Origin of the sequence: Pseudomonas sp. BF-R-26 (assembly GCF_019947395.1) — a bacterium.
Taxonomy (GTDB): Bacteria; Pseudomonadota; Gammaproteobacteria; order Pseudomonadales; family Pseudomonadaceae; genus Aquipseudomonas; species Aquipseudomonas farris.
On record NZ_JAGYGK010000010.1, the window covers coordinates 176,565 to 203,194 of the forward strand.

General features: G+C 58.5%; 28 protein-coding genes and 1 tRNA gene. 20 read left to right on the plus strand and 9 right to left on the minus strand.

The annotated features are described in order from the left end of the window. Positions 1 to 516: 516 nt before the first annotated feature. Positions 517 to 942 (plus strand): HIT family protein, encoded by a 426-nt coding sequence (locus KGB18_RS16970; protein WP_007897048.1) that lies wholly within the window; start codon positions 517 to 519, stop codon positions 940 to 942. A gap of 3 nt (positions 943 to 945) precedes the next feature. After that, positions 946 to 1,152, plus strand: a complete 207-nt coding sequence (locus KGB18_RS16975) for a SlyX family protein (protein ID WP_050683199.1) — start codon at positions 946 to 948, stop codon at positions 1,150 to 1,152. Between the two features lie 90 nt (positions 1,153 to 1,242). Here the strand turns inward: KGB18_RS16975 and KGB18_RS29910 are convergent, their stop codons facing one another. After that, positions 1,243 to 1,845 (minus strand): cold-shock protein, encoded by a 603-nt coding sequence (locus KGB18_RS29910; RefSeq protein ID WP_038981954.1) that lies wholly within the window; start codon positions 1,843 to 1,845, stop codon positions 1,243 to 1,245. Between the two features lie 464 nt (positions 1,846 to 2,309). Here KGB18_RS29910 and KGB18_RS16985 point away from each other — a divergent pair, with 464 nt between their 5' ends. The 18 genes from KGB18_RS16985 to nadA all read left to right on the plus strand — a co-directional run bounded on the left by KGB18_RS16985 (position 2,310) and on the right by nadA (position 16,750). After that, the gene (locus KGB18_RS16985; protein WP_123719288.1) at positions 2,310 to 2,648 is read left to right on the plus strand and encodes a ribbon-helix-helix domain-containing protein; all 339 of its coding nucleotides are present in this window, start codon (positions 2,310 to 2,312) and stop codon (positions 2,646 to 2,648) included. Positions 2,649 to 2,785: 137 nt separating this feature from the next. Further along, a complete protein-coding gene (locus KGB18_RS16990; RefSeq protein ID WP_010457489.1) occupies positions 2,786 to 3,007 on the plus strand; it encodes an FmdB family zinc ribbon protein in 222 nt (73 codons plus the stop codon). Between the two features lie 122 nt (positions 3,008 to 3,129). Continuing rightward, a complete protein-coding gene (aspS, locus tag KGB18_RS16995) occupies positions 3,130 to 4,905 on the plus strand; it encodes an aspartate--tRNA ligase (RefSeq protein WP_095054358.1) in 1,776 nt (591 codons plus the stop codon). Positions 4,906 to 5,029: 124 nt separating this feature from the next. Continuing rightward, entirely contained in the window at positions 5,030 to 5,776 is a 747-nt protein-coding gene (locus KGB18_RS17000) for a YebC/PmpR family DNA-binding transcriptional regulator (RefSeq protein ID WP_008072427.1), read from the plus strand. 158 nt (positions 5,777 to 5,934) lie between these two features. After that, a complete protein-coding gene (gene ruvC / locus KGB18_RS17005) occupies positions 5,935 to 6,459 on the plus strand; it encodes a crossover junction endodeoxyribonuclease RuvC (RefSeq protein ID WP_007897036.1) in 525 nt (174 codons plus the stop codon). A gap of 115 nt (positions 6,460 to 6,574) precedes the next feature. Further along, on the plus strand, positions 6,575 to 7,189 hold the full coding sequence (gene ruvA / locus KGB18_RS17010) for a Holliday junction branch migration protein RuvA (RefSeq protein ID WP_038981959.1): 615 nt from the start codon (positions 6,575 to 6,577) through the stop codon (positions 7,187 to 7,189). Then, positions 7,190 to 8,251 (plus strand): Holliday junction branch migration DNA helicase RuvB, encoded by a 1,062-nt coding sequence (gene ruvB, locus KGB18_RS17015; RefSeq protein WP_034149142.1) that lies wholly within the window; start codon positions 7,190 to 7,192, stop codon positions 8,249 to 8,251. It abuts the gene before it with no gap. A 127-nt stretch (positions 8,252 to 8,378) separates the two neighbouring features. Then, positions 8,379 to 8,846, plus strand: coding sequence for a tol-pal system-associated acyl-CoA thioesterase (gene ybgC / locus KGB18_RS17020; RefSeq protein WP_007897031.1), 468 nt, complete (start codon positions 8,379 to 8,381; stop codon positions 8,844 to 8,846). Beyond that, positions 8,836 to 9,531: a protein TolQ gene (gene tolQ, locus KGB18_RS17025; RefSeq protein WP_052964284.1), complete on the plus strand. Its 696-nt coding sequence runs from the start codon at positions 8,836 to 8,838 to the stop codon at positions 9,529 to 9,531. Before ybgC ends, tolQ begins: the two co-directional genes overlap by 11 nt. Before the next feature lie 23 nt (positions 9,532 to 9,554). Then, positions 9,555 to 10,007 (plus strand): protein TolR, encoded by a 453-nt coding sequence (gene tolR, locus KGB18_RS17030; RefSeq protein WP_162556275.1) that lies wholly within the window; start codon positions 9,555 to 9,557, stop codon positions 10,005 to 10,007. Continuing rightward, the gene (gene tolA / locus KGB18_RS17035) at positions 10,007 to 11,086 is read left to right on the plus strand and encodes a cell envelope integrity protein TolA (RefSeq protein WP_008072426.1); all 1,080 of its coding nucleotides are present in this window, start codon (positions 10,007 to 10,009) and stop codon (positions 11,084 to 11,086) included. The genes tolR and tolA overlap by 1 nt, the downstream gene beginning before the upstream one ends. 29 nt (positions 11,087 to 11,115) lie before the next feature. Beyond that, the gene (gene tolB, locus KGB18_RS17040) at positions 11,116 to 12,384 is read left to right on the plus strand and encodes a Tol-Pal system beta propeller repeat protein TolB (RefSeq protein ID WP_201060569.1); all 1,269 of its coding nucleotides are present in this window, start codon (positions 11,116 to 11,118) and stop codon (positions 12,382 to 12,384) included. Positions 12,385 to 12,436: 52 nt separating this feature from the next. Continuing rightward, entirely contained in the window at positions 12,437 to 12,934 is a 498-nt protein-coding gene (gene pal / locus KGB18_RS17045; RefSeq protein ID WP_003178634.1) for a peptidoglycan-associated lipoprotein Pal, read from the plus strand. Between the two features lie 6 nt (positions 12,935 to 12,940). Beyond that, entirely contained in the window at positions 12,941 to 13,792 is an 852-nt protein-coding gene (gene ybgF / locus KGB18_RS17050; protein WP_223570267.1) for a tol-pal system protein YbgF, read from the plus strand. A gap of 167 nt (positions 13,793 to 13,959) precedes the next feature. Next, a complete protein-coding gene (queE, locus tag KGB18_RS17055; protein ID WP_223570268.1) occupies positions 13,960 to 14,607 on the plus strand; it encodes a 7-carboxy-7-deazaguanine synthase QueE in 648 nt (215 codons plus the stop codon). Position 14,608: 1 nt separating this feature from the next. Then, entirely contained in the window at positions 14,609 to 15,301 is a 693-nt protein-coding gene (queC, locus tag KGB18_RS17060) for a 7-cyano-7-deazaguanine synthase QueC (protein WP_123719286.1), read from the plus strand. A 63-nt stretch (positions 15,302 to 15,364) separates the two neighbouring features. Then, a tRNA-Lys gene (locus tag KGB18_RS17065) sits at positions 15,365 to 15,440 on the plus strand. A 251-nt stretch (positions 15,441 to 15,691) separates the two neighbouring features. Beyond that, a complete protein-coding gene (gene nadA, locus KGB18_RS17070) occupies positions 15,692 to 16,750 on the plus strand; it encodes a quinolinate synthase NadA (RefSeq protein ID WP_123719285.1) in 1,059 nt (352 codons plus the stop codon). Between the two features lie 134 nt (positions 16,751 to 16,884). Here the strand turns inward: nadA and KGB18_RS17075 are convergent, their stop codons facing one another. From KGB18_RS17075 to KGB18_RS17110, 8 genes are all read right to left on the minus strand, one after another. Next, complete coding sequence (locus KGB18_RS17075; protein ID WP_123719284.1) at positions 16,885 to 17,373, minus strand: RDD family protein; 489 nt, start codon at positions 17,371 to 17,373, stop codon at positions 16,885 to 16,887. Positions 17,374 to 17,468: 95 nt separating this feature from the next. After that, positions 17,469 to 17,681, minus strand: coding sequence for a cold-shock protein (locus KGB18_RS17080; protein ID WP_003175786.1), 213 nt, complete (start codon positions 17,679 to 17,681; stop codon positions 17,469 to 17,471). Between the two features lie 391 nt (positions 17,682 to 18,072). Further along, a complete protein-coding gene (gene gcvT / locus KGB18_RS17085; protein ID WP_223570269.1) occupies positions 18,073 to 19,197 on the minus strand; it encodes a glycine cleavage system aminomethyltransferase GcvT in 1,125 nt (374 codons plus the stop codon). A 33-nt stretch (positions 19,198 to 19,230) separates the two neighbouring features. Next, entirely contained in the window at positions 19,231 to 20,607 is a 1,377-nt protein-coding gene (locus KGB18_RS17090; RefSeq protein WP_123719282.1) for an L-serine ammonia-lyase, read from the minus strand. Between the two features lie 202 nt (positions 20,608 to 20,809). Then, positions 20,810 to 23,677, minus strand: a complete 2,868-nt coding sequence (gcvP, locus tag KGB18_RS17095) for an aminomethyl-transferring glycine dehydrogenase (protein ID WP_201060573.1) — start codon at positions 23,675 to 23,677, stop codon at positions 20,810 to 20,812. A gap of 11 nt (positions 23,678 to 23,688) precedes the next feature. Beyond that, entirely contained in the window at positions 23,689 to 24,072 is a 384-nt protein-coding gene (gcvH, locus tag KGB18_RS17100) for a glycine cleavage system protein GcvH (protein WP_007903329.1), read from the minus strand. Between the two features lie 460 nt (positions 24,073 to 24,532). Continuing rightward, on the minus strand, positions 24,533 to 26,041 hold the full coding sequence (locus tag KGB18_RS17105) for a sigma-54-dependent transcriptional regulator (RefSeq protein WP_123719279.1): 1,509 nt from the start codon (positions 26,039 to 26,041) through the stop codon (positions 24,533 to 24,535). Between the two features lie 216 nt (positions 26,042 to 26,257). Continuing rightward, positions 26,258 to 26,620 carry a DUF5064 family protein gene (locus KGB18_RS17110; RefSeq protein ID WP_123719278.1) on the minus strand — a complete coding sequence of 121 codons (363 nt, stop codon included), beginning with the start codon at positions 26,618 to 26,620 and terminating at the stop codon, positions 26,258 to 26,260. Between the last annotated feature and the right edge of the window lie 10 nt (positions 26,621 to 26,630).

A 26,630-nucleotide genomic window follows, 5' to 3' on the forward strand; every position in this document is an offset into this window, starting at 1 on the left:
GGAATTCTGTTGCTGTTTTTTTCCAAAGGCTTGCCTGCTGCTGTAAAAACCCCATAAAACCGGGGGGTTCAAGCTCGTTTTACTTGGGCTTGACGCCATGCTTCGCATCGTGTTTACCACATCGAACTGATGGGGGCGACAACCAAAAACGTTACCGGTTCACCCCGCCAGTGAGTAGTTAGCGGATGCTGACGCACTGAGCGTAGACGCGTTGTGCTGTTTTGGTGCAAAAAATTTCAATTGCTGTACCGAATTCACACAGTGTCGCTTTGTGGTCGAATCGAACAGCCCATTGTTTATCGGTCATTTCGGCATTTTTTGTGCGGCGGCTGGTTCTGTCATGGTGCATGCCGAATCAAAATGGCTCATGTCGGGGCGCCCGGAGGACGCTGCAGGCGGCAGTTCGTCGTGAAGCGCGTGGCATTCGCAGGTATGCTGCCGTCCTGTCGCTTGGTGCCGCCGTCTTTTGGTATGGGCGCTAAGCTGAAAAAAGATGACCAGAGGGGAGTGCGCGCTGTGTTCGCTTTAGATCCACGACTTCAACAAGACACATTACCGATCGGCGATTTCCCGCTCTGTCGGTTGCTGTTGTCCAATGATTCGAACTACCCGTGGTTCATCCTCGTGCCACGCCGCGAGGATATCAGTGAGATATTTCAGTTAGATGTCGCAGATCAACAGCAGCTGTGGCAGGAAACGACCGCGCTGGCGGAAATGCTCAAGGACTCATTCGATGCGGACAAGTTGAACGTCGCGGCCTTGGGTAATGTAGTCAGTCAGTTGCACATGCATGTGATTGTGCGCAAGCGTGAGGACGCCGCTTGGCCAGCTCCGGTCTGGGGCAAGCAGCAGGCTTTACCCTACAGTCCGGAGCAGATCGCGACGATTCGCGAACGGCTGCGCCTGGTGTTGACCGATGATTTCACGTTTCTGGAGGGTTGAGTCATGAGCCTGGAAGAACGCGTTACCGATCTGGAAAGCCAGTTGGCATTTCAGGATGACACCATCCAGGCATTGAGTGATGTGCTGGCGACGCAGCAGCGCGCAGTGGAACGCCTGCAACTGCAAATGGCCGCATTGCTCAAGCGGCAAGAGGAAATGGCCGGTCAGTTCGAGTCCTTCGAAGAAGAGGCGCCACCGCCGCATTACTGAGCCACATGAGTGAGCTACGTTAGAGAAAAGCAGGTCATAAAAAAAACCACGAACAGCCTGGGCTGTTCGCGGTTTTTTTTAGCCTTGGAGTCAGCGACGCGGCAGGGCGGCGATCACATCTTCGGCTTGCAGGCCTTTGTCACGGTTCATGACAGAGAACTCCACGCGCTGGCCTTCGACCAGAACACGGTGGCCTTCACCGCGAATTGCCCGGAAGTGCACAAAAATATCATCACCGGAATCACGGGAAATAAAGCCGAAGCCTTTGGAGGTGTTGAACCATTTAACGGTGCCAGTATCGCGGTTGCTCATGTCATAGCTTGGCGAAGCGGCGGCCGGTGAAGATTTGTAGAAGCTGACGGCCAGGTGCAGAAAAATGGCGATCAGGGCAACGACCAGACTGAACAGAACGGCAGGTTGACCGGCGATGACAGGCATCGGGGCGATCAGCGTCAGGGTTTGCAGCACGACAGCCAGAACCAGCAGGGCGCTGACCAGGTTTTGCAGTTGATGACGCGGGCCTTTGTTCCAGTATGGGATAACAGGTGCAAGGGTGAGGTTGAGCAGGCCGAAAAAGGCCAGGTACAGCGCATCAGGTTGTTGCAGGTAAGGTACCGCTTCGGATCGCAGGCTAGGGATGAAGGACAGCAGCAGGGCTGCTGCGCCCATTAGCAGGTGGACGATTTTCAACATTTTGATTAACTCACGTTAAGACGGATCACAAGGAAGAGCTGATGGAGCACGGTTCGCTTCAGAACAATAAGAGGCGTTGGACACGTACCCGGTATCAGCCTATGCGCAACCCCCGGAAAATAGGCGGTAGCGACACACTGCCTATTTAACAGCAAAGCCCGCGGCTACTCAAATCAGGCAGTCCAGCGGTGCTTTCCACTGGCCGGTGTGCGAATGACGCTTGCTGAGTGTTGTTCGCGCGCAGTGTTCCTCGGATCTTTTGCCTTTTCATTGAGTGATGTTGCGTCAGTTCTTGTGGGAAAACGTCCGGCCTAGGACGTGCTCCATGATCTCCCCTCCGTTGTTGGCTTATCCTACGTTGATGGTCATAAAGTCATCTGGATATGCCTGTGCGCCTGCGCTTTTATAAGGAAACGGAATATGACTCTTATAAGCAGCAAGGATGGCAAAGGAGTGTCAACGGTATGGTTCATGAAGACAGGCGAAACGAGGGGAGGGTCGGTCCACTCAAGGACGTAAGGATTGATTCATTAGTCAGCGAATTCGATATTGGCCTGGCCCAGCCATTGTCCCGGTCAGTGCGTTTGAATGGCTTTGCGACCTGTTTGCGGCTGGAGCAGGTCTATTGGGATATTTTGGGTGATATGGCCAAGGTCAATTGCTGCTCGGTCAGTGCGCTGTTGTCCCACGTGGATCGCGAAGTGCATCTGCGTCATGGCGGGGTGAAGAACTTCACCGGGCTGGTGCGCGTGGTCTGCGTCGTGCACAGCCTGAAGGAGGGAAGTTGCCTCGTCATGGCTTAGCGGTTGGTGGTTGATCGGGTCGAGTGTCGGTCTGTGCAGTCTTACGGCTGCACAGGCTGCATTTAATGGATATAATCCCGCCCTTTGCCGCAAAGCCCAGCATGCGCGGTAGCAATCTGATCGCCGAGACAACCCCCATGCCGATGTACGACTATCAATGTGCTTCCTGTGGTCATCAGTTGGAAGCCATTCAAAAGATCAGCGCAGCACCGCTGGTCGACTGCCCTGCCTGCCAGGCGCCAGAGCTTAAAAAGATGCTGTCCATGCCGGGCTTCCGCCTCAGCGGCACCGGCTGGTACGAAACCGACTTCAAGACCGGTTCCAAGAAGAATCTGGCCGGTGGCGACAAAGCTGACTAGGGTCTAGCGCCCGGGCTGAATGACACGCGTGAGCTCTTGCATCATCTGGCACCTTGTTTAAGTGTGGGGGTGCGGCAAGACCTCCAACCGAATTTCGAATTACGAGAAGTGAAACCACTACCATGATGCGCAGCCATTATTGCGGCCAACTGAACGAAAGCCTGGAAGGCCAGGAAATTACCCTTTGCGGATGGGTTCACCGTCGCCGTGACCACGGTGGGGTGATTTTCCTCGATATCCGTGATCGTGACGGTCTGGCTCAGGTGGTGTTCGACCCGGACCGCGCTGAATCCTTCGCCGCCGCCGATCGCGTGCGCAGCGAATATGTGGTGAAGATCACCGGCAAGGTTCGCCTGCGTCCGGCCGGTGCCACCAACGCCAACATGGCGTCGGGCATGATCGAAGTGCTGGGCTACGAGCTGGAAGTGTTGAACGAAGCGGAAACCCCGCCGTTCCCGCTCAACGAGTTCTCCGACGTCGGCGAAGAAACCCGCCTGCGTTATCGCTTCCTCGACCTGCGTCGCCCGGAAATGCTCGAGAAGCTGCGTCTGCGTTCGCGCATGACCACCAGCATCCGTCGCTTCCTGGACGAGAACGGCTTCCTCGATGTCGAAACGCCGATTCTGACCCGCGCCACGCCAGAAGGCGCTCGCGACTACCTGGTGCCGAGCCGTACTCACGCAGGTAGCTTCTTCGCCTTGCCGCAATCGCCACAGCTGTTCAAGCAGCTGCTGATGGTGGCCGGCTTCGACCGTTACTACCAGATCGCCAAGTGCTTCCGCGACGAAGATCTGCGCGCCGACCGTCAACCTGAATTCACCCAGATCGATATCGAGACCAGCTTCCTCGATGAAAAAGAGATCATGGGCATCACCGAACAAATGATCCGCAACCTGTTCAAGGAAGTGCTGGACCTGGAGTTCGGCGACTTCCCGCACATGACCTTCGAAGAGGCCATGCGTCGTTACGGTTCCGACAAGCCGGACCTGCGTAACCCGCTGGAACTGGTTGACGTTGCCGATCAACTGAAAGAAGTCGACTTCAAGGTGTTCAGCGGCCCTGCCAACGACCCGAAATGCCGCGTTGCCGCTCTGCGCGTTCCAGGCGCGGCAAGCATGCCGCGCAGCAAGATCGACGACTACACCAAGTTCGTCGGCATCTACGGTGCCAAGGGCCTGGCGTACATCAAGGTCAACGAGCGCGCCAAAGGCGTCGAAGGTCTGCAATCGCCGATCGTCAAGAACATCCCTGAAGCCAACCTCAATGTGATCCTTGATCGCGTTGGTGCGGTTGACGGCGACATCGTGTTCTTCGGTGCTGACAAAGCCAAGATCGTCAGCGAAGCCCTGGGCGCGCTGCGGATCAAGGTCGGTCACGATCTGAACCTGCTGACCTGCGAGTGGGCCCCGATGTGGGTCGTCGACTTCCCGATGTTCGAAGAAAACGACGACGGCAGCTTCACCGCGTTGCACCACCCGTTCACCGCGCCGAAGTGCACCCCGGAAGAATTGGAAGCCAACCCGGCAGCCGCGCTGTCCCGTGCCTACGACATGGTCCTGAACGGCACCGAGCTGGGTGGCGGTTCGATCCGTATCCACCGCAAGGAAATGCAACAGTCGGTGTTCCGTCTGCTGGGTATCAGTGAAGCGGAACAGGAAGAGAAATTCGGCTTCCTGCTCGACGCCCTGAAATACGGCGCGCCGCCGCACGGTGGCCTGGCCTTCGGTCTGGACCGTCTGGTGATGCTGATGACCGGCGCCCAGTCGATCCGTGAAGTGATCGCCTTCCCGAAAACCCAGAGCGCTGCCTGCGTCATGACTCAGGCTCCGGGTCTGGTGGATGCCAAGGCATTGCGCGAACTGCACATTCGTCTGCGCGAAACGCCAAAGGCTGAGTAAGACTGACCTTGTGGGCGCATCTTCGGATGCGCCCCTTCTTTATAGATAGGGTCGAGATTTTTTTTTGCTGGCTGGCGCATCATGGCGTGGCGGGCAATGTTTCAAAGATAATTCGGAGCGAGTTATGGCGGGTCATTCCAAGTGGGCGAACATCAAGCACCGCAAAGAACGTCAGGATGCCAAGAAGGGCAAGATTTTCACCAAGTGGATTCGTGAACTGACGGTTGCTGCTCGTCAGGGGGGCGGTGATCCGGGCTCCAACCCGCGTTTGCGTCTGGCGCTGGATAAAGCGCTGGGTGCGAACATGAGCCGCGACATCATCGACCGCGCGGTTGCTCGCGGTGCCGGTGCCGCCGATACCGACGACATGGTCGAACTGACCTACGAAGGTTACGGCCCGGGCGGTGTGGCGGTGATGGTCGAATGCATGACCGACAACCGCAACCGCACCGCAGCCGCTGTTCGCCATGCGTTCAGCAAGTGCGGCGGCAACCTCGGCACCGACGGTTCGGTGGCCTACCTGTTCGAGCGCAAGGGGCAAATTTCCTTCGCGCCAGGTGTTGATGAGGATGCGCTGATGGAAGCGGCCATGGAGGCCGACGCCGATGACGTGGTAACCCACGAAGACGGCTCGATCGACGTGTTCACCTCGTTCGCCGGCTTCTATTCCGTGCGCAACGCTTTGGAGGCTGCTGGCTTCAAGGGCGATGACGCGGAAATCGTCATGCTGCCGACCACCAGTGCCGAACTGGACCTGGAAGGCGCCGAGAAGGTACTGAAGCTGATCGACATGCTTGAAGACCTGGACGACGTGCAAAACGTGTATTCCAACGCCGACATTCCAGAGTCGGTGGCCGCACAGCTCGGATAAGGGCGACTAAGATTCAGTGTGGGAGCTGGCTTGCCTGCGATGGCGGCGTGTCAGGCTACATCATTGTTTGATGTGCCTACGCCATCGCAGGCAAGCCAGCTCCCACATTTGTTATTCGCTGTATTGAATATCGTGCTCTTACCTAACCCGCAGGCGTTATGACTTTAATTCTTGGTATCGACCCCGGTTCGCGTATCACCGGTTATGGCGTGGTACGTGATACCGGGCGTGGCTGCGTGTACGTGGCGTCGGGCTGCATTCGCACGGGCTCCGGCGAGCTGCATGAGCGCCTGCAAATCGTCTATCGGGGCGTGCGTGAAGTCATTCAGACCTACGGCCCGGTGACCATGGGCATTGAAAAAGTCTTCATGGCGCGCAATGCCGACTCCGCCCTCAAGCTCGGTCAGGCCCGCGGCGCAGCCATCGTGGCCGGTGCCGAGGAAAGCCTGGAAATCGCCGAATACACCGCGACCCAGGTCAAACAGGCGGTGACCGGCACCGGCGGGGCGAACAAAGAACAAGTGCAAATGATGGTCATGCACATGCTGAAATTGACCAGCAAGCCGCAAATCGATGCTTCGGATGCCCTGGCCATCGCGATTTGCCACGCTCACACCCGTTCCAGCCTGTTGCCTCATGGTCTGGGTACAGCACGCAGTCGTGGCGGGCGCCTGCGTCTCTGATAGCATCAGCAATCATTTTTTATGGAATGAGGGTTTTGCGCCTGTGTTGTCGGCGCAAAACCCTCGTTCTGTCAGTCGCCAGCACTGATCTGGCCAAGGCTCAAGGATCTGAAACGTGATTGGACGCTTGCGCGGCACTTTGGCTGAGAAACAGCCGCCGCACCTGATTCTGGATGTAAACGGTCTGGGGTATGAGCTGGAAGTACCCATGACCACGCTTTATCGTTTGCCGTCGGTCGGTGAACCGCTGACCTTGCACACCCATTTGGTCGTACGCGAAGACGCGCAGTTACTCTATGGCTTCTTTGGCAAGCGCGAGCGAGACTTTTTTCGCGAGTTGATCCGTCTCAATGGTGTGGGGCCGAAACTGGCGCTGGCCTTGATGTCGAGCCTGGAGGTCGACGAGCTGGTTCGTTGCGTGCAGTCGCAGGATACTTCGGCGCTGACCAAGGTGCCGGGCGTGGGCAAGAAGACGGCCGAGCGTTTGCTGGTGGAACTCAAGGACCGCTTCAAAGCGTGGGAAACCGTACCGGCGATGTTCGCGTTGGTGCCAAACCAGCCGGGTGGGCCAGATGCGCCTCCGGTCGCCACCGCCGAAAATGACGCGGTCAGCGCGCTGATTTCCCTGGGCTACAAGCCGCAGGAGGCCAGCAAGGCGATTTCCGCGATCAAGGAGAAAGGTTTGAGCAGTGAAGACATGATTCGTCGTGCCCTTAAGGGAATGATCTAAGTGATTGAAGCTGATCGTCTGATCGCCGCCACGGGAGGTCCCCGTGACCGCGAGGAAGTCCAGGACCGGGCGATTCGTCCCGTCAGCCTGGCCGAATACATTGGCCAGCCGACCGTTCGCGAGCAAATGGAGTTGTTCATCCAGGCCGCGCGCGGGCGCAATGAATCCCTGGATCACACGCTGATTTTCGGCCCTCCGGGCTTGGGTAAAACCACCCTGGCCAACATCATTGCCCAGGAAATGGGTGTGTCGATCAAAAGCACCTCGGGGCCGGTCCTCGAGCGTCCGGGTGATTTGGCGGCGTTGCTGACCAACCTTGAACCCCATGACGTGCTGTTCATCGACGAGATCCATCGGTTGTCGCCGATCGTCGAAGAAGTGCTGTACCCGGCCATGGAAGATTTCCAGCTCGACATCATGATTGGCGAAGGGCCGGCCGCGCGCTCGATCAAACTCGATCTGCCGCCGTTCACCCTGGTCGGCGCAACCACCCGGGCCGGCATGCTGACCAACCCGTTGCGCGACCGTTTCGGGATCGTCCAGCGTCTGGAGTTCTACAGCACCGCCGACCTGGCAACGATTGTCAGCCGTTCGGCGAACATTCTCGGTTTGCCACTGGACCCGGAAGGCGCCTTCGAAATCGCCCGCCGTGCCCGTGGCACCCCGCGTATCGCCAACCGCTTGCTGCGCCGGGTCCGGGATTTTGCCGAGGTCCGCGCCAAGGGCCACATCACCAAGCCGATCGCCGACCTGGCGCTGAACCTGCTGGATGTCGACGAGCGAGGCTTCGACCATCAGGACCGACGCCTGCTGCTGACCATGATCGAGAAATTCGACGGTGGGCCGGTGGGGGTGGACAGTCTGGCGGCGGCGATCAGCGAAGAACGCCACACCATTGAAGACGTGCTGGAGCCATATTTGATCCAGCAGGGCTATATCATGCGCACTCCGCGGGGGCGGGTGGTCACTCGGCATGCGTACCTGCACTTCGGTTTAAACATCCCGTCACGATTAGGCGAGATGCCCGTGGTAGACGAGTTCCTCGATGCCGTGGACGATTAGTCACCTTTGCGCGCTGATTTATTCGGGGTTTGTGCTGTCCCAGGACCGTACTTTCGCCAGAAAGCCGCGAATCAATGAAAAACAGTTGCCTGGCCGGATTGGCAACCTGAGGAGTAAGCACTAGAGTATGCGCGCGCAAAACGGGCTTGAGCCTTTCGCACATCGTTGTCGCGTTTATTACGAGGACACCGATGCGGGCGGCATCGTGTATTACGTCAATTACCTCAAGTTTATGGAACGGGCTCGAACCGAGCGGCTCCGAGAGCTGGGCTTTGCCCAGTCGGCGCTGGCAGGGGAGGACCTGTTGTTTGTCGTGCATTCCAGCGAAGCGCGTTACCACGCGCCGGCGCGACTGGACGACGAACTGCTGGTAAGCGCTGAAGTAATTGAATTGAACCGGGTCAGCCTGCGCTTCAAGCAGCAAGTCAGGCGGGCTACGGATAATGCGCTGCTCTGCGAAGGGCAGTTTCTGGTGGCCTGTGTGCGCACCAACAGTTTAAAACCCCGGGCCATTCCCGAAGCTCTACGTGCGGCCTTTGCCGACGTGAGCGGCGCGGGTACACACTCAAAGCAGGAGATAAAGCGTGGAAGCTAACGTCGTCGACCATTCCTCCATGTGGAGCCTGGTCAGCAATGCCAGTATTGTGGTGCAACTGGTAATGCTGATCCTGGTAGCCGCATCGGTGACCTCATGGATCATGATTTTTCAGCGCAGCAACTTGCTGCGCGCCGGTCGACGTGCCCTGGAGAGCTTTGAAGAGCGCTTCTGGTCTGGCATCGACCTGTCCAAACTCTACCGTCAGGCCGGTAGCAACCCTGATCCGGATTCGGGCGTCGAGCAGATCTTCCGTGCCGGCTTCAAGGAGTTCTCCCGTCTGCGTCAGCAGGCAGGCGTTGACCCGGAAGCGGTCATGGAAGGCGTGGCCCGTGCCATGCGCGTGGCCATCTCCCGCGAGGAAGAAAAGCTCGAGCAGAGCCTGCCATTCCTCGCCACCGTCGGTTCCGTCAGCCCGTACATCGGTCTGTTCGGTACGGTCTGGGGCATCATGAACTCCTTCCGTGGTCTGGCAACTGCCCAGCAAGCGACCCTGGCCACTGTGGCCCCGGGTATTGCCGAAGCACTGATTGCTACCGCGATCGGTCTGTTCGCCGCCATCCCGGCCGTTATCGCTTACAACCGTTTTGCTGCTCGCAGCGAAACCCTGCTGGGCCGTTACTACACCTTCGCCGACGAATTCCAGGCGATCCTGCACCGCAAAGTGCACACCAGCGAAGAATAAGCAGGTAATTTCCAATGGCTTTAATCGCTCGAGCTCGCAAAAAGCGCAAGCCGGTTGCCGAGATGAACGTGGTGCCTTACATCGACGTGATGTTGGTACTGCTGGTCATCTTCATGGTGACCGCGCCGATGCTCAATCAGGGCGTGAAAGTTGATCTGCCCAAGGTTTCCAGCGAAGCCTTGCCGCAGGACAACAACACTCAGGTCCTGACCATTTCGATCAAGTCTGACAAGACCTACTACTGGAACCTTGGCAGCGAAGTCGACACCGAAAAGCAGCAGGACAAGGCCATGACCTTGCCGCAAATGACTGACGCGGTGACCAAGATCATTCGCGCCGGTACTGAAGGCGGCAAGCGTACCCAGGTATTCATTCGCGGCGACAAGACTGTCGATTACGGCTCCGTCATGGGCGCGATGGGCGGGTTGCAGAAAGCCGGGGTCGGTAATGTTGGCTTGATTACCGAGGCACCCTGATGCAGCAAATGCGAGAGCCGTCCGCCTCGGAAAGCTACTTCTGGCCTAGTGTCTGGGCGATTGTCTTGCACGTGCTGGTTTTCGGCATGCTGTTTGTCAGTTTCGCCTTCACACCGGAGCTGCCGCCGGCCAAGCCGATCGTCCAGGCGACCCTGTACCAGTTGAAATCGAAAAGTCGGGCGACCACCCAAACCAATCAGAAGATTGCGGGTGAAGCGCAGAAATCTGCTGCGCGCCAGACCGAAGTCGAACAGATGGAACAGAAAAAGATCGAGCAGGAAGCGATCAAGGCCGCGGAACAAAAGAAGGAAGATGCGGCTCAAAAAGCCGAAGAATCCAAGAAGGCCGACGAGACGAAGAAAGCGGAAGAGGCAAAAAAGGCTGATGAAGCCAAGAAAGCCGATGAAGCCAAGAAGACCGCCGAAGCCAAAAAGGCCGAAGAGAAACAATTGGCTGATATAGCCAAGAAGAAATCTGAAGAAGAAGCCAAGAAAGCTGCTGAAGAAGAGGCCAAGAAAGCGGCCGCTGAAGAAGCGAAGAAAAAGATCGTCGAAGACGCGAAGAAGAAAGCCGCGGAAGACGCCAAGAAGAAATCTGAAGCTGAAGAGGCGAAGAAGAAAGTCGCCGAAGACGCGAAGAAGAAAGCTGCTGCCGATGCCGCGAAGAAAAAATCGCAGGAAGCGGCACGTAAATCCGTCGATGAGAAAAAGGCTCAGGCCCTGGCAGATTTGCTTTCCGACACGCCGCAGCGTCAGCAGGCCTTGGCCGATGAGCAGGGTGACGAAGTCGCCGGCAACTTCGATGACCTGATTCGCTCGCGTGCTTCTGAAGGTTGGGCGCAGCCACCGTCGGCCCGCAAGGGCATGAAAGTGATCCTGCAAATCAACATGCTGCCTGACGGAACGATCTCCGGCGTATCGGTTGCCCGTTCCAGTGGTGATGTGCCGTTCGACAGTTCAGCGGTAGCGGCGGTAAAAAATATTGGTCGATTGACCGAAATGCAGGGTCTGAAGCCAGCTGATTTCGCACCCTATCGTTCATTCAAGATGACATTCACACCTGAGGATCTAGCCTTGTGAGAAACCTTCTTCGAGGACTGCTTGTAGTCATGTTCTGCTTTGCGGGACTGGCCACGGCAGATGAAAAAAATATCCTGGTCAGCAGTGGTAGCTCCCAGGCAACTCCAATTGCCGTAGTGCCATTCGGTTTCCAGGGTGGCACCGTGCTGCCGGATGACATGGCCGAAATCATCGGTAACGACCTGCGTAACTCGGGTTACTACGCACCGATTCCAAAGCAGAACATGATCAGCCAGCCAAGCCAGGCGAGCGAAATCATTTTCCGTGACTGGAAGGCTGTTGGCGCCCAGTACATTATGGTCGGCAGTATCGTTCCAGCGGGCGGTCGCCTGCAGGTTCAATACGCACTGTTCAACGTCGCCACCGAGCAGCAAGTGCTGACCGGCAGCGTGTCGGGCAGCGTCGATCAACTGCGCGACATGGCGCACTACATCTCCGACCAGTCGTTCGAGAAACTCACCGGTATCAAAGGTGCGTTCTCGACTCGTCTGCTGTATGTGACGGCCGAGCGGTTCTCCGAGAAGAACACTCGCTACACGCTGCAACGTTCGGACTATGACGGTGCCCGTGCCGTGACGCTGCTGCAATCGCGCGAGCCAATCCTGTCGCCGCGTTTTGCACCGGATGGCAAGCGTATTGCCTACGTGTCGTTCGAGCAGAAGCGTCCGCGCATTTTCATGCAGAACATCGACACCGGTCGCCGTGAGCAGATCACCAACTTCGAAGGCCTGAATGGTGCGCCAGCATGGTCGCCGGATGGTCAGCGCCTGGCGTTCGTACTGTCGAAAGACGGCAACCCGGACATTTATGTAATGAACCTGGGTTCGCGTCAGATCAGTCGCGTCACCAACGGTCAAGGCATCAACACCGAACCGTTCTGGGGTAAAGATGGTTCGACCATCTACTTCACCTCCGACCGTGGCGGCAAGCCACAGATCTACAAAACCAGCGCAAGCGGTGGTGGTGCGGAGCGTGTGACCTTTATCGGTAACTACAACGCCAACCCTAAACTGTCGGCCGATGAAAAGACCCTGGTGATGATCCATCGTCAGGAAGGCTTCACCAATTTCAAGGTGGCAGCCCAGGATTTGCAGCGAGGTAGTGTAAAGATCCTCACTGATAGCACTCTGGACGAGTCACCTACTGTTGCGCCCAACGGCACCATGGTAATCTACGCCACCCGCCAGCAGGGCCGGGGAGTCTTGATGCTCGTGTCCATTAATGGACGCGTAAGGCTCCCGCTTCCTACCGCACAAGGCGAAGTCAGAGAACCTTCCTGGTCCCCTTACCTGAACTGACGCGGCGCTACACGTTGTACTTAACACACTGGGGTTCATTAGGAGTTTCACGATGGAAATGCTGAAGTTTGGTAAATTTGCTGCGCTGGCTCTGGCCATGGCTGTAGCTGTAGGTTGCTCGTCCAAAGGCGGCGACAATGCCGGTGAAGGCGCTGTTGATCCAAACGCTGGTTACGGCGCAAACACTGGTGCTGTTGACGGCTCCCTGAGCGAAGAAGCTGCTCTGCGCGCAATCACCACCTTCTACTTCGAATACGACAGCTCGGACCTGAAGCCAGAAGCCATGCGCGCTCTGGACGTTCACGCCAAAGACCTGAAAGCAAACGGCGCTCGCGTTGTTCTGGAAGGCAACACCGACGAACGTGGTACTCGTGAGTACAACATGGCACTGGGCGAGCGTCGTGCGAAAGCCGTTCAGCGCTACCTGGTACTGCAAGGTGTTTCCCCAGCTCAGCTGGAACTGGTTTCCTACGGCGAAGAGCGTCCAGTTGCTACCGGCAACGACGAGCAGTCCTGGGCTCAAAACCGTCGCGTCGAACTGCGTAAGTAATTCGTCATGCGAACGTGCCGTCGTGCTGTAACTGTTTTGGCTCTCAGCCTCGCACCGCTTGCGGTGTGGGCTGCGGTTCCTGTGGTCGAGGACAACTCCGGCTATAACAATAGCGGGAGTAGTTATCCGCCTGCGGGTTACGGTACGAACGGCGCCTATGCCGGGGGAGGGGTTTCGGCCCCTGTCTCGGCACAGGGCGAGCTGTTCAACCAACTGCAATCGATGCAGGAGCAGATCTCACGCCAACAGGGTGTGATCGAAGTTCTGCAAAATGATGTAGCGCGCATGAAGCAAGAGAACCTGGAGCGATATCAGGATCTTGATCGGCGCATAGGAACCGGCGTTGCACCAGCCGCGACTCCTGATAATTCTTCCACCGGTGGCAATTTGAATGCCCCCGGTGCAGCAGCCGGCGCAGGTGCTGGAGCGGCAGCCGCTGCCACTTCCACACAAGCGCCTGCCGCGGGTAGCGAACCGGCTGATCCGGCGAAGGAAAAACTGTATTACGATGCAGCCTTCGACCTGATCAAAGCCAAGGATTTCGACAAGGCCAGCCAGGCTTTCGCCGCATTCCTACGCAAATACCCGAACAGCCAATACGCGGGCAATGCCCAGTACTGGTTGGGTGAAGTGAACCTGGCCAAAGGCGATCTGCAAGGTGCAGGTCAGGCATTTGCCAAGGTTTCGCAGCTGTACCCCAAGCACCCCAAAGTGCCTGATTCGCTGTACAAGCTCGCTGATGTAGAGCGCCGCCTCGGTCATACCGACAGGGTCAAAGGCATTCTGCAGCAGGTTGTGTCCCAATATCCGGGTACTTCCGCCGCTCAGTTGGCCCAGCGTGATCTGCAAAAAATGTAAGGGCTGCTTGACCCGTTTCGAAGAAACCCGCGCTTGTCGCGGGTTTTTTCGTTAGAATTCACGCCCTTTTTATGAAACACGCTTTTTGGGATCTGCGCGTTGGCGAGGTTCCTTGAAGTGCCTGACGGAGGCGGACAGCCTGTTTAGCTGTTACGCCCGTGGCGACTATGCAAGACACATTGAGAATCACCGAAGTTTTCTACTCGTTGCAGGGTGAAACGCGGACTGCCGGGCTGCCCACTGTTTTTGTGCGCCTGACCGGTTGCCCATTGCGTTGCCAATACTGCGACAGCGCCTACGCGTTCACTGGCGGCACCATTCGCACGCTCGACGACATCCTCGAGCAAGTGGCCGGTTTTCGTCCGCGTTATGTTTGTGTCACGGGTGGCGAACCCCTGGCGCAACCGAATGCCATTCCCTTGCTCAAGCAGTTGTGTGACGCCGGCTACGAAGTGTCCCTGGAAACCAGTGGCGCGCTGGATATCTCGGCGGTCGATCCACGGGTCAGTCGCGTCGTCGACCTGAAAACCCCGGGTTCGAAAGAAGCGCACCGTAACCGCTACGAGAACATCGAGCTGCTCACGCCTAACGATCAGGTAAAGTTTGTCATCTGCTCGCGGGAAGACTACGACTGGGCCGTGTCCAAGCTGATTCAATACGGTCTGGATCAGCGTGTCGGCGAAGTCCTGTTCTCGCCGAGCCACCATGACCTGAACGCGCGTGATCTGGCGGACTGGGTGGTGGCGGACAATCTGCCTGTGCGTCTGCAATTGCAGCTGCATAAATATCTTTGGAATGACGAGCCGGGGCGCTGAAATGACTGAACAAACGAACACTGCAGAAAAACGTGCGGTCATCCTGCTGTCCGGCGGTCTCGACTCCGCGACAGTCGTGGCCATGGCCCGTGCTGAAGGCTACCGCTGCTACACCATGAGCTTCGATTACGGTCAGCGGTCTCACGCCGAATTGCATGCCGCCGCACGCGTCGCCCAAGACTTGGGTGTGGTCGAGCACAAGGTGATCGGCCTGAACCTGAACGGTATCGGCGGCTCGGCCCTGACCGACACTAGCATCGATGTGCCGGAAACGCCGGGTGAAGGTATCCCGGTGACTTACGTGCCGGCGCGCAACACCGTGTTTCTGTCCCTGGCGCTGGGTTGGGCCGAAGTGCTGGGCGCACGTGACATCTTTATCGGTGTCAACGCGGTGGATTACTCCGGTTATCCGGATTGCCGTCCCGAGTTCATCGAAGCCTTCGAACGCATGGCCAACCTGGCGACCAAGGCCGGAGTAGAAGGGCAGGGCTTCCGTATCCAGGCGCCACTGCAGAACCTGAGCAAGGCGCAGATCGTTCAGGCTGGCGTGAAGCTTGGCGTCGATTACGGGCTGACCGTTTCCTGCTATCAGGCAGACGATAATGGCCGCGCCTGCGGTAAATGCGACAGCTGCCGCCTGCGTGCAGAAGGCTTCGCGGCGGCCGGTGTGACTGACCCAACACCTTATTTTTGATTTATTTCAAATTAGGTGTTGAATAGTCCTTAAAAATCAGTATTATACGCGCCACCACACAGCGGGTCGTTAGCTCAGTTGGTAGAGCAGTTGGCTTTTAACCAATTGGTCGTAGGTTCGAATCCCACACGACCCACCATTTTAAAAAATCTGGAAGGCCCACGTAAGTGAGGATTTCCGGGTTTTTTTTTGCCCGCGATTTGAGCTCGACTCAGTCCGGGTGATGCAGGTCAGAATCATCTTTTGCATCCACGGGATATTCTGTAGCCTTGCGCAGCTTCAACGCTATCCACGCCTGATGAATACTCACTCTCCCGGCGGTACCCCGAAGGGTCCGGAGCCGGGTGTATACTCGACTTTCGCGCGAAAGCGCCTGCAGGTCTTGCGAACATGACGCAGATTTCCGAACGCCTTCTGGTTCAAGCCCACCTCGACGCCAAGCAGCCCAAACCGCTGACGGCCGAGGAAGAGGCTTATTACCGTACTGCCATCGCTGCCGAGCTCAAGGCTCAGGACGCGGTGCTGGTTGCCCACTTCTATTGCGATCCCGTCATTCAGGCCCTGGCCGAAGAAACCGGTGGCTGCGTCTCCGACTCTCTGGAGATGGCCCGCTTCGGCAATGCCCACCCGGCCAAGACCGTGGTGGTCGCCGGCGTGAAGTTCATGGGCGAGACCGCGAAAATCCTCAACCCTGAAAAACGCATACTGATGCCGACCCTGGAAGCGACTTGCTCGCTGGACCTGGGTTGCCCGGTAGACGAGTTCTCGGCGTTCTGCGATCAGCATCCGGAGCGCACGGTGGTGGTGTATGCCAACACTTCGGCGGCGGTCAAGGCGCGGGCGGACTGGGTGGTGACTTCCAGCTGTGCGCTGGAAATCGTTGAAAGCCTGATGGATAACGGCGAAACCATCATCTGGGCCCCGGACAAGCACCTGGGTACTTACATCCAGCGCAAGACCGGCGCCGACATGCTGCTGTGGGACGGTGCCTGCATCGTCCACGAAGAGTTCAAGGCCAAGCAGCTCGAAGACATGAAAGCGCTGTACCCGGATGCGGCCATTCTGGTGCACCCGGAGTCGCCGACCGCAGTCATCGACTTGGCCGACGCGGTGGGTTCCACCAGTCAACTGATCGCTGCTGCGCAAAGTCTGCCAAACAAGACCCTGATCGTCGCGACCGACCGCGGCATCTTCTACAAGATGCAGCAGCTGTGCCCGGACAAGGTCTTTATCGAAGCGCCAACGGCCGGTAACGGCGCAGCGTGCCGCAGTTGCGCGCATTGCCCGTGGATGGCGATGAATACGCTTGAGCGCACGCTGAAGAGCTTGCGTGAAGGGACCAACGAGATCTTCGTTGATCCGGCGTTGATTCCGCAGGCGGTGCGGCCGTTGAAGCGGATGCTTGATTTCACGCAGGCGGCGCGGATGAAGTTGGCCGGCAACGCTTGAGAGCTGTCAGTTAAGCCGCAAAAACTGTGGGAGCGAGCCTGCTCGCGATAGCGTTCTGTCAGTCACATCCATGTTGACTGATGCGCCGCCATCGCGAGCAGGCTCGCTCCCACAATGATTTGTACTCTGTGCAATTACTTGGTCTTCTTCGGGATCCGCACCAACTGGGTATTGGAATAGATGTCATGCCAGCTGCGCTTCTGCTTGTCGAACAGCGACCAGAAGAATCCCAGCCCAAGACATAGCCAGGACGCGATCGACACCACAAAGCGCAGCAGCGACTGCCACAGGCTGATGGATGAGCCATCGGCGTTTTGCACGCGGATGCCCCAGACCTGCATCCCCAGAGTCTGCCCCGACCAAGTCCAGAACTTGGCAAAAAAACCGAACAGCACGAACAACAGCACCGTCGATAACAGCGGATCACCATCCAGCGCGCCGGCGTCGGTCATGGCGCGCATTTGGCCTTCGCCGATGATCGCCATCTGGATCATCTTGTAAATGCCGCTGGTGACGATCAGCAGGGCGGTGCATAACAGAAAGTCGTAGAACATCGCTGCCAGGCGACGACCCAGGCCGACGGCGGGGAAGTCGCCCTGTGGGTTGAGCAGGTGTTTCGACATGGCAGCCTCTGAACGGAAAAAGAAGCCATTTTACGGATTTACGCGCACAAAAAAGCCCCTGATGTCAGCATCAGGGGCTTTTTCGTTACAGAAGATCAGGCTTCTGCTTGTACTTCGTCAGCCTGCATGCCTTTCTGGCCTTGCACAGCAACAAAAGTCACTTTCTGGCCTTCTTTCAGGCTCTTGAAGCCGTTGCCCTGAATAGCGCGGAAATGTACGAACAGATCCGGACCGCTTTCTGGAGTGATAAAACCAAAACCTTTCTCGTCGTTAAACCACTTGACGGTACCGCTCTGACGTTGGGACATTTCTTATTTCCTTTGACGCAAAAATGAATGACAGTCTCCTTCTCGTGAAAGAGTACTGGGGCTGGTTGCAGGAGAGTAAGAAGACGTCGAACGGGATGTAGCTAACTTGTAGGCTACTGCCCAGGTCACGATTCCAAGCGACCCATGCAAACACAGTGAACAAACTCTACGCCAACTACGGGAGAAAAAACAAGCCCTGCGAAGGCCCGGATTTCCTCGGGTTGTGACAATCAAGGGAGACACTAATGCAGGCTTATTCGATAGAGTGGTTCAGTTGTTTTCGATCGTTATAAGTAACGTTCATAAACGAAACGTACGCACTGTTTTATGGCGGCTGCGTTACAGATTAGTGCACTCTTAACGCAGCCGCGTTACTTATAGAAACAGTCAATCAACCACGATAGTAGCGTTGTGGAACAAATGGCATTTTGCTTACAAGCAAAGGCACCTTTTTCCCACGAACAATTGCCCAGACCGGCGTATCCAGACCGATATAAGCGCTGTCGAGGTAACCCATGGCCAAAGGACCACCAAGGGTCGGACCGAAGCCGCCACTGCACACGCTGCCGATGATTTCGCCGGCTTCGTTGACGATTTCCGCACCTTCGCGCACTGGCGTACGTTCCTGCGGCAACAGGCCAACGCGTTTGCGGCTGATACCAGTTTGCTGCTGGGCGAACACCGTTTCAGCACCGGGGAAACCACCGGCCCGCGCGCCATCGGCGCGACGAGGCTTGGAGATGGCCCACAGCAGGCTCGCTTCGATTGGGGTGGTTTCGGTGTTCATGTCGTGGCCGTAGAGGCACAGGCCGGCTTCCAGGCGCAGGGAGTCGCGAGCGCCGAGGCCGATAGCCGCCACTTCCGGTTCGGCCAGCAGGGAGCGAGCGAGGGCTTCGGCATTGGTCGCTGGTACGGAGATTTCGAAACCGTCTTCGCCGGTGTAGCCCGAACGGCTGACAAAGCAGTCCACGCCCAACAGCTTCACGCGGGCGAATTGCATGAAGGTCATCTTCGCAACTTCAGGCGCCAGGCGTGCGAGCACGGTGACGGCGGCCGGACCTTGCAACGCGAGCAACGCGCGCTCTTCGAACAGTGGCTCGATGGTGCACTGGTCGCCGATGTGCTTGCGCAGGTGCGCCAGGTCCTGATCCTTGCAGGCCGCGTTGACCACCAGGAACAGTTCGTTGTTACCCAGATTGGCGACCATCAGGTCGTCGAGGATGCCGCCGGTCTCGTTGGTGAACATCGCGTAGCGCTGCATGCCCACCGGCAGGTCGATGATGTCCACCGGCACCAGGGTTTCCAGGGCTTTGGCCGCGTTGGCGCCGGTCAGGCGGATCTGGCCCATGTGCGACACATCGAACAGCCCGGCTTGATCACGGGTGTGCTGGTGTTCTTTCATCACGCCCAACGGGTATTGCACCGGCATGTCATAGCCGGCAAACGGCACCATGCGGGCGCCTAGTTCGAGGTGCAGTGCGTGCAACGGGGTTTTCAACAATTGTTCGGTGGACATATCCAGCTCCTGAAAATAGTGCAGATGCGCGCATCAGCACTCGATAATGTTGACCGCCAAACCGCCACGGGCGGTTTCCTTGTATTTGCTTTTCATGTCGGCGCCGGTCTGGCGCATGGTGCGGATGACTTTGTCGAGGGAGACGAAGTGCTGACCGTCGCCGCGCAGGGCCATACGCACCGCATTGATGGCCTTGACCGAACCCATGGCGTTGCGCTCGATGCAAGGCACTTGCACCAGCCCGCCAATCGGGTCGCACGTCAGGCCGAGGTTGTGTTCCATGCCGATTTCGGCAGCGTTTTCCACCTGCTGCACCGTGCCGCCCAGCACTTCACACAAGGCGCCGGCGGCCATGGAACAGGCGACGCCAACCTCGCCCTGACAGCCGACTTCGGCGCCGGAGATCGAGGCGTTTTCCTTGTACAGAATGCCGATCGCGGCGGCCGTCAGCAGAAAGCGCACGACGCCATCTTCGTTGGCCCCGGGGATGAAGCGCATGTAGTAATGCAGCACCGCCGGGATGATTCCGGCTGCACCATTGGTGGGTGCGGTAACCACGCGCCCACCGTTAGCGTTTTCTTCGTTGACCGCCAGGGCGTACAGGTTGACCCAGTCCAGCACCGACAGCGGATCGCGCAGCGAGGATTCCGGGTTGTTGCACAATTGCCGATGCAGCGCCGCGGCCCGACGTTTGACCTTCAGTCCACCAGGAAGGATGCCTTCATTGCGGCAACCAGCGGTGACGCAGTCCTGCATCACTTGCCAGATCTTCAGCAAACCGGCACGGGTTTCCGCTTCGGGGCGCCAGGCACTTTCGTTGGTCAGCATCACCTGACTGATTGATAAACCATAGGTGGTGCAATGACCGAGCAGGTCCTTGGCGCTTTTGAACGGGAAGGTCAGCGGCGTGGCGTCTTCGACGATGCGGTCGGCACCGGCGGCGTCTTCATCGACGACAAAACCACCACCGACCGAGTAGTACTCGCGGCTGCGGATTTGTAGGCCAGCAGCATCGAATGCGCGAAAAATCATGCCATTGGGGTGATAGGCCAACGGTTTGCGAATCATCGCCAGGTGTTCTTTCTCGTTGAACGCAATGCTGTGTTCGCCGAGCAGGTTCAAGCGACCGCTGCCGCGAATCTCTTGCAGGCGAGCGGCGACGGTTTCGGTGTCCACGGTGTCCGGGTGTTCGCCTTCCAGGCCCAGCAACACAGCCTTGTCGCTGCCGTGGCCTTTGCCGGTGGCGCCGAGCGAGCCGTAGAGCTCGACTTTGACGCAGGTGGTTGCGGCCAGCAGCCCTTCACGGCGCAGACCTTCGGCGAAACGCGCAGCGGCACGCATCGGGCCGACGGTGTGGGAGCTGGAGGGGCCGATGCCAATCTTGAACAGGTCGAACACGCTTAACGACATGGTTGTTCTCCGGTTTCTTGTTATAGGAATTGGCGAAAATTTTTTGACTAAATACGATCCTGTGGGAGCTGGCTTGCCTGCGATGGCGGTGGGTCAGTCAGCCTCTCAGTTGGCTGATCTACCGCCATCGCAGGCAAGCCAGCTCCCACAGGGTTTTGTGGTGTTCTTGAAAAGGGGGGCGAGCAAACCCGCCCCCTATAGATCAAGCGTAGCTTTCGATCGACGGGCAGGCGCAGACCAGGTTGCGATCGCCGAAGACGTTGTCGACGCGACCGACCGGTGGCCAGTACTTGCCTTCGATCAGCGACGCAACCGGATACACCGCTTGCTCGCGGCTGTACGGGTGAGTCCACTCGCCGACGATTTCCGCGGCGGTGTGCGGTGCGTTTTTCAGCGGGTTGTCATCCTTGTCCAGCGTGCCGTTTTCCACCGCGCGGATTTCTTCGCGGATGCGGATCATGGCATCGCAGAAGCGGTCCAGTTCTTCCTTGGATTCGCTTTCGGTCGGCTCGATCATCAACGTGCCGGCCACCGGGAACGACATGGTCGGGGCGTGGAAGCCGAAGTCGATCAGGCGCTTGGCGACGTCATCGACACTGATGCCGCTGCTGTCTTTCAACGGACGCAGATCGAGGATGCATTCGTGCGCCACCAGACCATTGCTGCCGGTGTACAACACTGGGTAATGCTCTTCGAGGCGACGGGAAATGTAGTTGGCATTCAGGATCGCCAGTTGCGAAGCACGCTTGAGACCCGCGCCACCCATCATTCGAATGTACATCCAAGTGATCGGCAGAATGCTCGCGCTGCCGAACGGTGCCGCGCAGACTGCGCCTTCTTTGCGTTCCATCTGGGCGTGGCCCGGCAGGAATGGGGTCAGGTGCGACTTGACGCCAATCGGACCGACGCCCGGGCCGCCACCGCCATGAGGGATGCAGAAGGTTTTGTGCAGGTTCAGGTGGGACACGTCGCCGCCGAACTTGCCCGGTGCGCAGAGGCCGACCATGGCGTTCATGTTAGCGCCGTCGATGTACACCTGGCCGCCGTTGTCGTGAATGATGCCGCAGATTTCGCGGATGCCTTCTTCGAACACGCCGTGGGTCGACGGGTAGGTAATCATCAGCGCAGCGAGGTGTTCGCGGTGCTCGATGGCCTTGGCGCGCAGGTCTTCGATGTCGACGTTGCCGCGGGCATCGCAGGCGGTCACGACCACACGCATGCCAGCCATGTTGGCGGTGGCCGGGTTGGTGCCGTGGGCGGACGAGGGGATCAGGCAGATGTCGCGACGGTCTTCGCCACGGCTCTGGTGGTACGCACGAATCGCCAGCAGGCCAGCGTATTCACCTTGGGAACCGGCGTTCGGTTGCAGGGAGATCGAGTCGTAGCCGGTGGCGGCGCAGAGCATCGCTTCCAGTTCATCGGTCAGCTGCTGATATCCGGCGCTTTGCTCGGCCGGGGCGAACGGGTGCAGGGCACCGAACTCAGCCCAGGTCACCGGGATCATTTCGCTGGCGGCGTTGAGTTTCATGGTGCAGGAACCCAGCGGGATCATGGTGCGATCCAGGGCCAGGTCCTTGTCGGCGAGCTTGCGCAGGTAGCGCATCAGCTCGGTTTCGGAGTGATAACGGTTGAACACCGGGTGGCTGAGGATCGGCGATTGGCGAACCAGCGCGGCCGGGAGGGTGCTGTCGACCGAGGCGGCGAGGGCGGCGAAGTCTGGCAGCGTCTTGCCGTCGGCCAGCACGCTCCACAGGGTTTCAACGTCGGCCTGGCTGGTGGTTTCGTCGAGGGACAGACCCAGACGCTCGCCATCCACAACACGCAGGTTGATCTTCTGAGCACGAGCCTTGTCGTGCAACGCCGCAGTTTGCGCGCCGGTCTTGACCGTCAGCGTGTCGAAGAAGTTGGCTTGCTCGACGGTCAGGCCCAATGCGCTCAAGCCTTTGGCGAGGATCGCGGTCAGGTGATGAATGCGCTTGGCGATCTGCGTCAGGCCTTTCGGGCCGTGGTACACGGCGTACATGCTGGCGATGTTGGCCAGCAGCACTTGGGCGGTGCAGATGTTGCTGGTGGCTTTCTCGCGGCGGATATGTTGCTCGCGGGTCTGCATGGCCAGGCGCAGGGCCGGCTTGCCGAAACGGTCCACGGAAACGCCGACCAGACGGCCTGGCATGTCGCGCTTGAACGCATCGCGGGTGGAGAAGTAGGCCGCGTGCGGACCACCGAAGCCCAGCGGCACGCCGAAGCGTTGCGCGCTGCCGATGGCCACATCAGCACCGAACTCGCCCGGCGGGGTCAGCACGGTCAGGGCCAGCAGGTCTGCGGCCACCGCGACCAGCGCATTAGCCGCGTGGAAACGCTCGGTCAGTTCGCGGTAGTCGAACACATCACCGTTGCTGGCCGGGTATTGCAGCAGCGCGCCGAAGAACGGTGTCACGTCAGTCAATTCGCGTTCGTCACCGACCACTACATCGATGCCCAACGGCTCGGCACGAGTGCGCAAAACGTCAAGGGTTTGCGGGTGGCAATGAACCGACGCGAAGAACGCGTGGCTGCCTTTGTTCTTGCTCAGGCGTTTGCAGAAGGTCATGGCTTCGGCAGCGGCGGTGGCTTCGTCGAGCAGCGAGGCGTTGGCGATCGGCAGGCCGGTCAGGTCGCTGATCAGGGTCTGGAAGTTCAGCAGCGCTTCGAGACGGCCTTGGGAAATTTCTGGCTGGTACGGGGTGTAAGCGGTGTACCAGGCCGGGTTTTCCAGCAGGTTGCGCAGGATCGGCGACGGCGTGTGAGTGCCGTAGTAGCCCTGGCCGATGAAGGTCTTGAACAGCTGGTTTTTGCCGGCGATGGATTTGATCAGCGCCAGGGCATCGGCTTCACTCAGGCCGTCTTCCAGGCCGAGGATGCTGGTGCCTTTGATGCTGTCGGGAATGACGCTGGCGCTGAGGGCTTCCAGGGAGTCAAAGCCCAGGCTGTTGAGCATGGCTTGCTCGTCGCCCGAACGCGGGCCGATGTGGCGCGCGATGAATTCGTTGGCGGTGCTGACATTTACAGAAACAGGAAGTACTTGAGTCATGTCGGCGCTCCTCAGGCTTCAGCGTTGGCTTTGATCAGACGGTCGTAAGCGTCTTGATCCAGCAGTTGGCCGACAGCCGAGGCGTCGGTTGGCTTGAAGCGGAAGAACCAGCCTTCGCCCAGCGGATCTTCGTTGACCAGTTCAGGGCTGCTGTCCAGCGCCGGGTTCACTTCCAGCACTTCGCCGTCGAGTGGCATGTACACGCCGCTGGCGGCTTTTACCGATTCCACGGTGGCGGCTTCAGCGCCTTTGTCGTAGGACTGCAGCTCAGGCAGTTGTACGAAAACCACGTCGCCCAGGGCGTTCTGCGCGAAAGCGGTAATGCCGACTGTGACGGTGCCGTCAGCTTCGGTGCGCAGCCATTCGTGATCTTCAGTAAAACGCAACTCGCTCATGGAAACTCCTAAGGGGGCCAGACTCGTCTGGTGGACGCGATTGAATGCTTGGGCAAAAGCCCTTCTTTATAGGTGGTTACTAAGCAAAAACGCGGCCAATGTTGTTTATTCGTTATAAATCAATGAGTTATTTGTTTTTGCTAAAAACTGAAAGGGACTGACTGTAGCGAAATCGCTACAGCACAGGCTGAAGAAAAAAGCTGAGGTGGATCAAAGCCTTGCACAGCGGTCTTCAGGAGAGGGTGTAGCGATATCGTTCCACTGTAGCGCTTTCAGTACAGATGGAGGTCGTTTTTGAAAACGATTTTGCAAAGCAGCGCAGACCCCTGTGGGAGCGGGCTTGCCCGCGATGAGGCCATCACATTCAACATTTATACTGAATTTTATATCGCCATCGCGGGCAAGCCCGCTCCCACAGGGTTTTGTGGTGTTGAGGGGATTTGTGTTTCAGCCACAAGTCTTACGGCTTATTGGGTATGCCGTACTTACGCAACCGATGGGCAATCGCGGTGTGGGAGGTTTGCAGGCGGCTGGCCAGTTGGCGGGTCGAGGGGTAGCTGACGTAGAGCTTTTCCAGCAGGGTTTTCTCGAACTCTTCCATGGCCTGTTCAAGGCTGTCGACCTCGCTGTCGCTCTGGCGCGCCACGGAGGTGCCGGCGATATCGAGATCGCCGATGTCCACCAGGCTGCTTTCGCAAATCGCCGCGGCACGGAAGATCACGTTCTGCAATTGCCGCACATTACCCGGCCAGCGATTGCCTAGCAGCGCCGGATAAGTGCCCGGCGCCAGGCGACAGACCGGGCGCTGGATCTGCGCGCAGGCCTGCTGCATGAAGTAGCGCGCCAGCAGCAGGATGTCCTGGCCGCGTTCGCGCAGGGGCGGGACTTCGACATTCAGGACGTTGAGGCGATAGAACAGGTCTTCGCGGAAGGTGCCTTCGCTGACCATTTTTTCCAGATCGCGGTGGGTCGCGCTGAGGATCCGCACGTTGACCTTCACCTCGCGATCGCCACCGACCCGACGGAAGCTGCCGTCGTTGAGAAAGCGCAGTAATTTCGCCTGCAAGTACGGCGACATTTCACCGATCTCGTCGAGAAATACCGTGCCCTGGTTGGCCAGTTCCATCAGCCCCGGTTTGCCGCCCCGTTGCGCGCCGGTGAAGGCGCCGGGGGCGTAGCCGAACAGTTCGCTTTCGGCGAGGTTTTCCGGCAGTGCCGCGCAGTTCAAGGCCAGGAACGGCGAACTGTGGCGGGCGCTGATGGCGTGGCAGGCGCGGGCCACCAGTTCTTTACCGGTGCCGGTTTCGCCCTGGATCAGCAACGGTGCATCAAGGGCTGCGACCCGTTGAGCGCGAGCCTTGAGCGTACGGATCGCCGGGGATTCGCCGAGCAGGGCATCGAAACCTTCGGCGTGATCGTGGTGCAGCGCCGAAAGACGTTCACCGATGCGGTTCGGTTGGTACAGGGTCAGCAGCGCGCCGGCGTCGGTGATCGGCGTGGCGTCCAGCAGCAGGGTCTGGCCGTTGACGGTGATCTCGCGCAGCGGCAGGCGGAAGCCGTTTTCCAGCAACGTGTCGAGCAGTGCCGGATCGGCAAACAGCTCGCTGATGCTTTCACCCGCCGGTTCACGACCGTACAGGGTAATCAGCGCCGGGTTGGCCAGCAGCACCTTGCCAGCGCTGTCGAGGGCCAATACCGGGTCGGTCATGGCGGCGAGCAACGCATCGAGCTGCAAGTGACGGCGCTGGCCGGGAAGGATGTCGACCACCGTCACCGCTTGCACGCCGCGCACGCTGAACAGCGCGTCGCGCAGCTCCTCGAGCACTGCCGGGCTCAATGTCGGGGCGTCGATGTAGACGTTGGGCGGCACCATTTCCACCGCATCCAGATTGAGATTGCGCCCACCGAGCAGGGCCAGGACTTCCTGGGTGATGCCGACGCGGTCGATGAAGCTGACGTGGATACGCATGGGGCGGTTGGGTTCTGGAGTGCGGAGGGTGGCAAGTATGCCTTGGGGCGGGCCAATGGTGAAATCCTGCGCAGGACTTCAGGGCAACGATGATCCCCTGTGGGAGCGGGCTTGCCCGCGATAGCGGTGTGTCAGACAACATAGATGTTGAATGTTAAACCGCAATCGCGGGCAAGCCCGCTACCACAGGTACAGCGTTCATCCAGGGGAATAGGGTTATTCGAAGTTCTCGAGGTTTACCGGGTCGCCGGATTTCATATCCAACTGCTTCCGGATGTCTTCAAACATTAAATCGTAATGCTTGTGAATCGAGCCGATCTGACTGTGTGTCTTCGGGATTCCGTACTTCTCGGCGATTTTCGTCACGTTGTTGGCGAAGTTGTAAGCCTCCTCCTTGGGTAGAAAGAAGGTCTCCGACATGTCCTTTCCCTGCATGCTGCCGTGCATGGTGAACAGTATTCCTTTGCCTTTCTTGGGATCCTGTGTGACCTCATAGTCGAGGTGCACGTTGTAGTTGACATCATCCGGGGTCAGCGCGTGGCGCTCGATGTGCAGATGACCGGGCTCGAACATTGCCATTGGCGTCTCT

Excerpts from the sequence above, each read along its gene's own strand:
- KGB18_RS16975 (WP_050683199.1), top strand. The coding sequence starts at position 946 with ATGAGCCTGGAAGAACGCGTTACCGATCTGGAAAGCCAGTTGGCATTT.
- KGB18_RS29910 (WP_038981954.1), bottom strand. The coding sequence starts at position 1,845 with ATGTTGAAAATCGTCCACCTGCTAATGGGCGCAGCAGCCCTGCTGCTG.
- KGB18_RS16985 (WP_123719288.1), top strand. The coding sequence starts at position 2,310 with ATGGTTCATGAAGACAGGCGAAACGAGGGGAGGGTCGGTCCACTCAAG.
- KGB18_RS16990 (WP_010457489.1), top strand. The coding sequence starts at position 2,786 with ATGCCGATGTACGACTATCAATGTGCTTCCTGTGGTCATCAGTTGGAA.
- aspS (WP_095054358.1), top strand. The coding sequence starts at position 3,130 with ATGATGCGCAGCCATTATTGCGGCCAACTGAACGAAAGCCTGGAAGGC.
- KGB18_RS17000 (WP_008072427.1), top strand. The coding sequence starts at position 5,030 with ATGGCGGGTCATTCCAAGTGGGCGAACATCAAGCACCGCAAAGAACGT.
- ruvC (WP_007897036.1), top strand. The coding sequence starts at position 5,935 with ATGACTTTAATTCTTGGTATCGACCCCGGTTCGCGTATCACCGGTTAT.
- ybgC (WP_007897031.1), top strand. The coding sequence starts at position 8,379 with ATGCGCGCGCAAAACGGGCTTGAGCCTTTCGCACATCGTTGTCGCGTT.
- tolA (WP_008072426.1), top strand. The coding sequence starts at position 10,007 with ATGCAGCAAATGCGAGAGCCGTCCGCCTCGGAAAGCTACTTCTGGCCT.
- tolB (WP_201060569.1), top strand. The coding sequence starts at position 11,116 with ATGTTCTGCTTTGCGGGACTGGCCACGGCAGATGAAAAAAATATCCTG.
- pal (WP_003178634.1), top strand. The coding sequence starts at position 12,437 with ATGGAAATGCTGAAGTTTGGTAAATTTGCTGCGCTGGCTCTGGCCATG.
- ybgF (WP_223570267.1), top strand. The coding sequence starts at position 12,941 with ATGCGAACGTGCCGTCGTGCTGTAACTGTTTTGGCTCTCAGCCTCGCA.
- queE (WP_223570268.1), top strand. The coding sequence starts at position 13,960 with ATGCAAGACACATTGAGAATCACCGAAGTTTTCTACTCGTTGCAGGGT.
- queC (WP_123719286.1), top strand. The coding sequence starts at position 14,609 with ATGACTGAACAAACGAACACTGCAGAAAAACGTGCGGTCATCCTGCTG.
- nadA (WP_123719285.1), top strand. The coding sequence starts at position 15,692 with ATGACGCAGATTTCCGAACGCCTTCTGGTTCAAGCCCACCTCGACGCC.
- KGB18_RS17075 (WP_123719284.1), bottom strand. The coding sequence starts at position 17,373 with ATGTCGAAACACCTGCTCAACCCACAGGGCGACTTCCCCGCCGTCGGC.
- KGB18_RS17080 (WP_003175786.1), bottom strand. The coding sequence starts at position 17,681 with ATGTCCCAACGTCAGAGCGGTACCGTCAAGTGGTTTAACGACGAGAAA.
- gcvT (WP_223570269.1), bottom strand. The coding sequence starts at position 19,197 with ATGTCCACCGAACAATTGTTGAAAACCCCGTTGCACGCACTGCACCTC.
- KGB18_RS17090 (WP_123719282.1), bottom strand. The coding sequence starts at position 20,607 with ATGTCGTTAAGCGTGTTCGACCTGTTCAAGATTGGCATCGGCCCCTCC.
- gcvP (WP_201060573.1), bottom strand. The coding sequence starts at position 23,677 with ATGACTCAAGTACTTCCTGTTTCTGTAAATGTCAGCACCGCCAACGAA.
- gcvH (WP_007903329.1), bottom strand. The coding sequence starts at position 24,072 with ATGAGCGAGTTGCGTTTTACTGAAGATCACGAATGGCTGCGCACCGAA.
- KGB18_RS17105 (WP_123719279.1), bottom strand. The coding sequence starts at position 26,041 with ATGCGTATCCACGTCAGCTTCATCGACCGCGTCGGCATCACCCAGGAA.
- KGB18_RS17110 (WP_123719278.1), bottom strand. The coding sequence starts at position 26,620 with ATGGCAATGTTCGAGCCCGGTCATCTGCACATCGAGCGCCACGCGCTG.